This is a genomic window from Lancefieldella parvula DNF00906 (assembly GCF_000758945.1).
Classification (GTDB): domain Bacteria; phylum Actinomycetota; class Coriobacteriia; order Coriobacteriales; family Atopobiaceae; genus Lancefieldella; species Lancefieldella parvula_C.
Genome location: NZ_JRND01000023.1, coordinates 1 through 7,177, shown reverse-complemented (window position 1 = coordinate 7,177; position 7,177 = coordinate 1). Strand labels below are relative to the sequence as shown.

Here is a 7,177-nt window from a genome sequence, read left to right as displayed (position 1 = left end):
GCATTTTTTACCACTTGGAGACTTATTCGAGTGATTCGCGAAGGATCTCTGCATCCACCGCCCCCCCTATCAGCCGTCTATTGCCATTCTTCGAGCAACTCTTGCACGGAGCCAGTGCTGTTTCGCAGCACAAAAAATCCCAGCACCGCTAGGTGCTGGGATTTTACACTTGAAACTTTAAGGGCAATTAAGCAGACTCAACAACTTCCTCTGAAGTGTTGTCCTTCTTAGCAAAGTGCTCAGCAACATAACCAGTAATCAAAGGAGTCAGGATTGCAGTAACGATAACTGCAGCTGCTACCTGTGCATTTGCTGTTGCAAGAGCAGCGCCGCCATACAGGGCTGGGTTTGCCTCTGCCATAGCAGCAGGTGTAAGTGCGTTTGCGCCTGCGCAGGAAGAAATTGCAACGCCTGCAATTCCGGTTCCACCAGTTGCTTTATCAACAAAGTAGTTGATAAAGCCACCGCAAACAGAGCAGATAACGCCAAGCAGAATACCTGCAGGACCAGCCATAATGAGAGAATCAAACTTCATGGTTGTGCCCATAGCAAAGAAGGTCATGACAATAATTGCTGGCAGAGCGCTTGTGAGCATCTTCTTCATAGATGGGAAGCAGTTGCCAAGCAGAATACCCAGGATAATTGGGAGAACTGCACCAAGCAAAGACCAGTTAATTGGAGACTGACCAGTTGCGCCAAGAGCAAGCATGGTAACTGGAGGGCCAACGACCAGCGTAGTAATTGCGACTGCGCCCTGCTCATACTCGTTACCATAATCAGCCATCAGTCCTGCATACATGGAGTTGTTTGCACCAGAGCAAGCAGCAAGGATGACCATGGAAGAAAGGCCAAGCAGGTTGTCGTTCAGGAAGAATAGAACTGCAAGACCAAGAGCAACGCAGAACACAACCTTAGAGATGATGATGATAGCGCCACGAAGAGCAGCCTTTGGTGCACTCTTAAACGAAATAGTTGCACCAACACACAACATGAAAGCACCAACCAGAGCAGCAGTACCCTTAACGGTCATAGCAGCAGTAAAGCTACCAAGCGTTGGGAATACATCTGGGAAAAATGTGTTCATGAAAACGCCAAGAAGCAGTGGTACCAGGATGTTTGCGCCTGGAATGCGACCCAGTGCCTTAAATGGGTGCTGAAGAGAAATTGGTTCTTTTGTAGCCATCAACAATCACCTAATCCATTACGATGCCGCCGTCGCAGTCGCCAACCTCACCGTTGACAAAGCTAGCAGCGTCGGAAGCAAAGAACAGTACCATCTGTGCAGGCTCAGATGCCTGTGCAGGACGGCCGAGAGGAATAATGCCTACGACCTTCTTGTACTTCTCCTCATCGTTGGAGAGTGCAGTGGTCATATCTGTAATGGTGAAGGATGGGCAAACAGCGTTACAAGAAATGCCGTACTTGCCGCCCTCTTTAGCGATAGCCTTGGTAAAGCCGTTCATACCAGCCTTAGAAGATGCGTAAGCAACAGTACCAAGGAGGCCGCCGCCAATCTTGCCTGCAACGGAAGAAACGTTGACAATGCGAGCGCCACCACGATTAATGAAGTGCTGCCAGAGAGCGTGAGTTACGTTGTAGGTACCGGTGAGGTTGGTGTTGATAGTGTTGTTCCACTCTTTGTCGTCAACCTCGGTGAAAGGAACGGAGCTGATGCGACCAGCGCAGTTGATAAGAACGTTGACGTCGCCGCACTCCTCAAGAATCTGAGCAACGGTCTTCTTGACGCCCTCGGCATCTGCAATGTCCATTGTGTAGAAGAAGTTACCCTCGCCGAGCTCCTCGACAAACTTGCGGCCAGTGTCCTCGTGACGAGAGCAAACGATTACATGTCCACCTCCAGCAACAATACCCTTGGAGATCTCAGCGCCAATACCAGCGCTTCCGCCTGTAACCAGAACCAGCTTACCTGTAAAATCGAATGCCATGCTCTCTCCTTTTTTAACGAGCACAAACCATTATGAAACAAAATAAATTCTAGCCATATTCACATAATTTGCTATAGAAAAATTATTTTTGTTTCACAAATCCTATGGTAAATAAGCCAAAGGAAAATAATTTGCTTAAAATGCGACATAAATGACACATTAAATTTCATGTTCAATCTTTTGGACATTTGTCTGCAAATCTAACCATTTTTCTTTCCTCGTAAATTTCAAAAGTTAGACAAAGCTAACTTTTAGGAATACAATAGGGAGAGAAACCAGTTGAGCTCGTAGCTCCAAACTCCTAACTCTTGGCTTCACGCTATCAGTTTCTTGCTTTCAGCCCCGCAGCTACTTGCTCTCATATCTTTTAAGGAAGTGACTATGAAACATCACTGCACGCATATCTCAGCAGTCGCAAACCCACAACTGCACGCTACCCGCAATCCTCTCCTAACCCGCAGGTCAGCGCTGACCTTGCTCAGCGCAAGTTCCGCAGCAGCCATCGCTTCTCTCGCCGCGTGTGGCCCACGCGATTCTGCTACCAGCTCAAGCACCGCGCAAAACCCAAACTCCTCGGCTCCCCTTGTTTTGACCACTTTTACCGTCATCCAAGACATGGCTTCTCGCGTTGCGGGAGAGTTCTGCCAGGTAGAGTCCATCACTAAGGCCGGCGCCGAGATCCACGACTACGAGCCAACACCCGACGACCTCAAGCGCGCACAGAAAGCCCAGCTCATCCTCAACAACGGCCTGGGTCTTGAGCGCTGGTTTGAGCGCTTCGTCGACGACTCGCCTGCTCAGCGCGCCGACCTCAGCGAAGGCATCACCGCCATCCCCATCGCCGAGGGCGACTACCAGGGCCAAGCCAATCCGCATGCGTGGATGTCGCCCGCAAATGGCAAAATCTACGTCGAGAATATCGTCCGCGCGCTCAGCACCCTTGTCCCTGACCACGCCAAAGACTTCGAAGCCAACGGCGACGCATACAAAAAGGAGCTCGACAACATCTCCTCTCACCTGATTGAGGAGCTTAGCGCCCTGCCGGAGAGCCAGCGCACGCTTGTGACCTGCGAGGGAGCGTTCTCGTACCTGTGCCGCGATACCAACATGAAGGAACTCTACCTCTGGGCCGTTAATGCCGCTGATGAAGGCACTCCGCAGCAGATCGCCAAGGTTGTCGAAGCCGTAAAAGCCCAGCAAATCCCTGCGGTGTTCTGCGAATCCACGGTAAGCCCCAAGGCAATGCAGCAGGTAGCCGACGAGACGGGTGCTGTCCTCAAGACTGACGAGAAGAACATATTGTACGTAGACTCCCTCTCGGAAGCTGACGGCCCCGTGCCCACCTATCTTGACCTGCTGCAACACGACGCAGACGCAATCGTATCTGGTCTCATGGGAAGGTAATTGTTCGATGAATCTTTGTGTTTCGCAACTTTGCGCCTGGTACGAGAAAAAAGACCGCGAGAAACCCGTCATTTATGACGTGAATTTCTCGCTCTCAACAGGAGATCTTTGCGCACTTGTAGGCGTCAATGGCGCCGGAAAATCTACGCTCTTCAAAGCACTGATGGACACCATCGCATGGGAGGGTTCACTTACTTGGGGTCAGCAACCTCTTTCACAGGCGCGCAAGCAGGGCAAAGTAGCCTACGTTCCTCAAACGGAGGCAATTGACGCGACGTTTCCGCTGCTCGTAAAAGACGTTGTTATGCAGGGAAGATATGTTCATCAGGGTTGGATGCGCATACCTTCCGCTCAGGACAAAGAGCTGGTTGCCCAGGCGCTTGAACGCGTTAACCTGGCCGACCTTGCAGATCGTCCACTTGCCCAACTCTCGGGCGGACAAAGAAAGCGTGTTTTTGTGGCTCGTGGAATAGCACAAGCTGCTGAGCTGGTATTTCTCGACGAACCGTTTGCGGGAGTAGATGCTCGCTCTGAGGCCATTATCACCGAACAACTCAATAATCTCAGTAAAGAAGGCAAAACATTGCTCGTTTCAATTCACGACATCAATTTGGCCCAGCAAAAATTCCCGCTCTGCCTGGTCATCAATAAAACCATTACCGCACAGGGGTCTTCAAAAGAAATTCTTTCTGGAGATGCCCTCCTGCAGAACCTTGGTATTTCCGAAGATACCCACATTGAGGAGGTGCTCCATGCCTGAGGTAGACATTCTCCAATACGCATTCATGCAGCGAGCCCTCATCACCGGAATTGCAACCGCCATAGTCTGCGGGCTTTTGAGCTGCTGGATCACACACATGGGATGGTCGCTTATGGGCGACGCCATCTCGCATTCTATTCTCCCAGGCGTGGTCATTGCTCATCTGCTGGGACTTCCCTATCTGGTAGGAGCACTTGTGTTTGCTCTCATTACCGTGGTGTTGGTCGGACAAGTCAAAAAGAGCCAAATTGTGCGCCCCGATACTGCTATCGGCATTGTATTTACAACGTTTTTTGCACTAGGAACAGTTCTCATATCCAAGGTTCCAAGTCAGATTAACCTCTCGCACATACTCTTTGGAAACCTTTTAGGTGTCACTACTCCCGACATGCTGCAAGTTCTTTGTATTGGCCTGCCTATTGCAATCCTGCTCATCCTTAAAAACAAGGACCTGACCTTGCTTTCATTTGATCCCACGCAGGTTCAAGCAATCGGTCTTTCTACTAAAACACTCACTTCATTTTTGCTTGTTGCCTTAGCCCTCGCAATTGTCATATCGCTCCAGGCAGTTGGCGTCATTTTGTCAGTCTCGCTGCTTATTGTTCCGGGTGCCTGCGCAAGGCTTCTTACCAATCAGATGCGACATATGCTCTGGATTTCTCCGCTTATTGCCACGGTCAGCGTTTTGATTGGAATAACAGGCAGTTATTACTTAGACGCCTCTTCTGGAGGAATGATTGGACTCACCCTCGGCGTGGTTTTTTGTATCATTTTTATACTAAAGAGTTTACCAAAGCTTACTTTTAGGCATATACTAGACAAGAACTAAGAAAGGAGGACCAATGCGTACACTCAACACTTCAGAAGCCCAGCTCACGCACGCAACCCGCGCGCAAAAGCTCTTGCACAGGCAAGCCTCAGCGGCATTAAGAACATCCATTGGTCTTATGGTCGGAGCTCTTCTTATTGCAATTGTCCATTAAGGCTTCATCTCATAAATCACCCAGATTTGGCGAGAAACCCCTTCCATTCAAAGGGTTTCTCGCTAAATTTTTATATAAGTGTTTGAACGAGAATACCCACAGAAACCGACGCAAGATTAGACAAGATTGAAAGTGTCCATGGAGCGTCGCTTACTCTTTTTACCTTGTAAATGAGACCTTCAACAACAATAACGGCCAGCTCAACCGCTATGACACACGCCCAATACTGAGCGTCGTTAGCAACCACATTAACAAGGACACTTGTGATAAAAACAGCGATTGGATTGGTAAGCACCTGTGCAGCCACAACAATCAGCAGCGCGTGATTGTCTTTAACGCCAAGCGATTTTGCGACAATAAGCTCAACAGTAATAGTCAGAATCAGACAAAACGCAAATATCGGAATAATGGTTATCAAATACGGCAATAAAAATATTTGGTCGTCCATGCCATTAGCCTTCTACTTGTTTGTCTTCATCAACAAGATAGTCTTCAGTCGTGCACTCATCTTCAACCGCAAGCTCATCAACCTGATCAGATAGCTCTGCGATTAGATTATCTTCCTCTACAGCCTCAACAATTTGTGCTGCCTGGAACATACGCTCATGACCAAATGGCCCTGTAGCCACGGAATCTTTGACTAACGTAAGACCTACGCCCAACGAAAGTGCCGAGACCAAACTGATACCAGAGAGCATCGCAGGATGTTCAATACGGAATCCTGCGAGCGCAGGCAACGCACCTACGGCTAGTGAGAAACTGGCCAGTCCAAACGCGGTGCCTTTTGCGTTAGGCAAGATATTTGCCAGAGATGCCAACGTAATGGACATAGTAAAGTTGAAGAAAAATACACCCAGAAGGCCCATAACCGGTATCTCCCATGAGGGCACAAACAAGGTGGCTGCAACAATGAGCGAAAAGATAGCTGTAGTCCTGAAGCCAATACGATCAGCAACCACTCCACCAAGCGCTTTACCTGCAAATACGCCAATGATACTTAATACCAGTAAGAGCATCTCACTCTTCCAAGGAAATGCCATAACCATGCCAGCATAGCTTCTCAGCGCCACCACAAGGCTCAGCAGTGCAATCGCAAGCAATGTATTGGACGAAAGCCTAGGAATGTCAAACGAAACGTTATGCACGTTCCAGTACTTCTTGTTAACCTTTTGCACTACAAGCGTGATAAGCGCGCATAAGAACAACAGCACAAGCAGGGAAAACGCAATCTGAAGTCTTCCCATTTGAGCACTTTGTGTACCTAAAAAGACTCCAATTGCACCAGTTGCAATAAAGATTCCCGAAGGTCCTGCATGTTTTTGCGAGATATTAAGGACGCTCAGTCCGCCTGCACTATGGAAGAGTGCGTTTCCAATCGCAAGCAAAAGAATCGCAGGCCACTCGAGAAGGGCTATAGGGACCAGCGAAAGAACAACTCCAGCGCCCACTGAAGCATACGAAAGTAAGGCGGCATAGGAGTTCTTATCCAGCTGATCCAGCGCAATGCCTATAGGGAGCTGCAGGGTAAAGGCAACTATGTCATACAGTAAAATACTGAGCGCAACAACTTCCATCGAACCCTGGCCAGACTCTCCCAACACTCGGCTTACCGCGCAGAGCATGGTAGATACGCATGCAAAGTCAACTACAAAGTGACAAAGTGCATACGCAAATGTAGTGACTTCTTTTTTGGGAAGAATCTGCTGCGTTGTGGACAAGGTTTTACCTGCGACGCCTTATGATCATGATGAGGCCAATTACTGCTACAAGAATAGAAATTGCAGCCATGACTAAGAAGCTAGATGATCTACCGATTCTTGGCGTAGAAATAACATCAGCTTTTGCGATAACGGGTAGCGCAATTGTCATGACAAAAGTGCTGGCAGCAAGCGCAATTTTTTGGACTGAACCAAAACTAGAATGTAGATGACGATACAGTGACATAGTACCTCCTTCATCAACTTTTTAATATTTTACCAGCACACACGTCGCGTTCCAAATGTACTCCCGTAAACGGCATAAAAAAGCGCCCGACGAAGTGAACTGCCTCCCATTTCTTATGTCCAAGAAATGGGAGGCAGTTC

Annotated in this window: 9 protein-coding genes; 4 read left to right on the top strand and 5 right to left on the bottom strand. The window is 48.7% G+C overall.

Annotation, left to right across the window (positions count from 1 at the left end; genetic code table 11):
• Window positions 1-187 precede the first annotated feature (187 nt).
• Both HMPREF1647_RS05035 and HMPREF1647_RS05030 read right to left on the bottom strand, forming a co-directional pair.
• Complete coding sequence (locus HMPREF1647_RS05035; protein ID WP_035432654.1) at window positions 188-1,183, bottom strand: 2-keto-3-deoxygluconate permease; 996 nt, start codon at window positions 1,181-1,183, stop codon at window positions 188-190.
• A 10-nt stretch (window positions 1,184-1,193) separates the two neighbouring features.
• Window positions 1,194-1,946 (bottom strand): SDR family NAD(P)-dependent oxidoreductase, encoded by a 753-nt coding sequence (locus tag HMPREF1647_RS05030; RefSeq protein ID WP_035432653.1) that lies wholly within the window; start codon window positions 1,944-1,946, stop codon window positions 1,194-1,196.
• A 381-nt stretch (window positions 1,947-2,327) separates the two neighbouring features.
• Between HMPREF1647_RS05030 and HMPREF1647_RS05025 the strand changes: the two genes are divergently transcribed.
• The 4 genes from HMPREF1647_RS05025 to HMPREF1647_RS07010 are packed head-to-tail and all read left to right on the top strand — an operon-like array spanning window position 2,328 to window position 5,093.
• Window positions 2,328-3,350, top strand: a complete 1,023-nt coding sequence (locus HMPREF1647_RS05025; RefSeq protein ID WP_187468928.1) for a metal ABC transporter substrate-binding protein — start codon at window positions 2,328-2,330, stop codon at window positions 3,348-3,350.
• A 7-nt stretch (window positions 3,351-3,357) separates the two neighbouring features.
• Entirely contained in the window at window positions 3,358-4,110 is a 753-nt protein-coding gene (locus HMPREF1647_RS05020; RefSeq protein ID WP_035432652.1) for a metal ABC transporter ATP-binding protein, read from the top strand.
• Entirely contained in the window at window positions 4,103-4,939 is an 837-nt protein-coding gene (locus HMPREF1647_RS05015; RefSeq protein WP_035426855.1) for a metal ABC transporter permease, read from the top strand. Before HMPREF1647_RS05020 ends, HMPREF1647_RS05015 begins: the two co-directional genes overlap by 8 nt.
• Before the next feature lie 13 nt (window positions 4,940-4,952).
• The gene (locus HMPREF1647_RS07010) at window positions 4,953-5,093 is read left to right on the top strand and encodes a hypothetical protein (RefSeq protein ID WP_156095553.1); all 141 of its coding nucleotides are present in this window, start codon (window positions 4,953-4,955) and stop codon (window positions 5,091-5,093) included.
• A 70-nt stretch (window positions 5,094-5,163) separates the two neighbouring features.
• Here the strand turns inward: HMPREF1647_RS07010 and HMPREF1647_RS05010 are convergent, their stop codons facing one another.
• The 3 genes from HMPREF1647_RS05010 to HMPREF1647_RS05000 are packed head-to-tail and all read right to left on the bottom strand — an operon-like array spanning window position 5,164 to window position 7,037.
• The gene (locus HMPREF1647_RS05010) at window positions 5,164-5,541 is read right to left on the bottom strand and encodes a hypothetical protein (protein ID WP_156095552.1); all 378 of its coding nucleotides are present in this window, start codon (window positions 5,539-5,541) and stop codon (window positions 5,164-5,166) included.
• 4 nt (window positions 5,542-5,545) lie between these two features.
• A complete protein-coding gene (locus HMPREF1647_RS05005) occupies window positions 5,546-6,811 on the bottom strand; it encodes an MFS transporter (protein ID WP_052039153.1) in 1,266 nt (421 codons plus the stop codon).
• 4 nt (window positions 6,812-6,815) lie between these two features.
• Window positions 6,816-7,037: a hypothetical protein gene (locus tag HMPREF1647_RS05000; protein WP_035432649.1), complete on the bottom strand. Its 222-nt coding sequence runs from the start codon at window positions 7,035-7,037 to the stop codon at window positions 6,816-6,818.
• Window positions 7,038-7,177 lie beyond the last annotated feature (140 nt).